Consider the following 1,620-nt stretch of genomic DNA (forward strand, 5'->3'; position numbering starts at 1 on the left):
AGCTCTGGGTTGTCTCCCTCACGGTACACAGGCTTACCCCGTGCACCGGACTCCCTGCGTCAAACGGCGTTTGTAGGTTCGGAGTTGGACAGGGGGGCGCACTCCTCTCGGAGTGCGATCCCCCAATCCGTCGCTCTACCCCACAAACTACCTCGGCAGAGGTCATGCTTCGACATGTTTCGGTTGGAACCAGCTGTTTCCGGACTCGATGGGCCTTTCACCCCTAGACGTAAGTCACGAGAGGGTATTGTAGGACACCAACTCTAACAGACTTCCACGTGCCTTTCGGCACGCTTCATCTTGCTCACGCCTAGATCGTCCGGTTTCGGGTCGTGCCCGTTTGACTCCCCGCGCTTGAACACGGTGACCCTGGTGCAAAGCACTGCGGTCGTATCGGTTTCCCTACGCCTTCCTTGATAATCAAGTTAGACTCGTCAAACAGGCACACTCTCTGGTTCGTTTTTCAAAACGTACGACGGAACTCCGGCTTCCGCTGTCGCTTACTACAGATTCGCATCTGATTCATTGGACAGCGGACCTTGTGAGCCCCGTCGCTCTATCGCCAACTGATTTCACGCCCTATTGCACCTCCCTTCGTGGGGTGCTTTTCAGCGTTCGTTCACACTACTTGTTCGCTATCGGTCTTGAGGAGTGTTTAGTCTTCGCGGTCGATGCCCGCGATATTCACGAGGGATATCCAACCCCCGATACTCTGGAGCTGACTCGTTCCTTACTTGTCGACGGTACGGGACTGTCACCCTGTCTCGTGCTCTATTCCAAGAGACTTCGCGTCGCCGTTCGGGAAGTGATCGTCAGTCCGAACACCACATTGCCCGTGAGGGCTTCGGTTTGGACTGTGTCGCGTTTATTCGCCATTACTAACGACATCGCGTTTGCTTTCTGTTCCTGTCGATACTAAGATGTTTCAATTCTCGACGTTCCCCATTGCGCGAAGCAATTGCGGTGGGGATTCCCATTCGGAGATCCCAAGTTCTTCGCCTCCGTGCGGCTCCCTTGGGCTTATCGCAGCTTGGCACGTCCTTCTTCAGCTCTCAAGCCGAGCGATCCACCAGCTGGCACAGTAGCCACGTTCATCGGATCTGAATTGCAACCTGCAGTTGTAATTCAAGAGTGACCCGGGAACGGGTCCAGTGGACGCCTGGACTACACGTACACACGGTCTCATCTGCACGCCGTAGACGCGGCATGCATTAACCCTTCCCACCCGCGTTTACACGGGATGGTGCATCGGTTCTGTCGTACTCAATCATCGCGCCGTCTCCCACTTAAGGGGCACGATTCGATGACCAGTACGAGTCATGGACCCACAGGGATTCGAACCCTGGGCATCCTCCTTGCAAAGGAGGCACTCTACCACTGAGCTATGGGCCCACGCCCGTCTCACTAGTGAGACGGGCACGGGAGTTGGGTGCGAGCCTTGGTAGTTCTAAGGTGCCCGATCGGCCAAACGGTGGTCGATCGAACGTGGAACCGCATTGCGATCAAAGATCGCAATTCGTAATCCGCTAAGGTGGGCCAGGCACGACGGCCTGATCCCGGTCTGTGGAGGTGATCCAGCCGCAGATTCCCCTACGGCTACCTTGTTACGACTTAAGCCCC

1 tRNA gene and 2 rRNA genes are annotated in these 1,620 nt (G+C 56.1%); all 3 read right to left on the minus strand.

Going from position 1 to position 1,620, the window contains the following annotated elements:
- A 23S ribosomal RNA gene (locus PGX04_RS14700) occupies window positions 1–1,094 on the minus strand; the annotation flags it as partial.
- A 226-nt stretch (window positions 1,095–1,320) separates the two neighbouring features.
- Window positions 1,321–1,392 (minus strand) — tRNA-Ala (locus PGX04_RS14705).
- A gap of 172 nt (window positions 1,393–1,564) precedes the next feature.
- Window positions 1,565–1,620 (minus strand): 16S ribosomal RNA (locus PGX04_RS14710); the annotation flags it as partial.

It is taken from the genome of Natrinema soli (assembly GCF_028618695.1).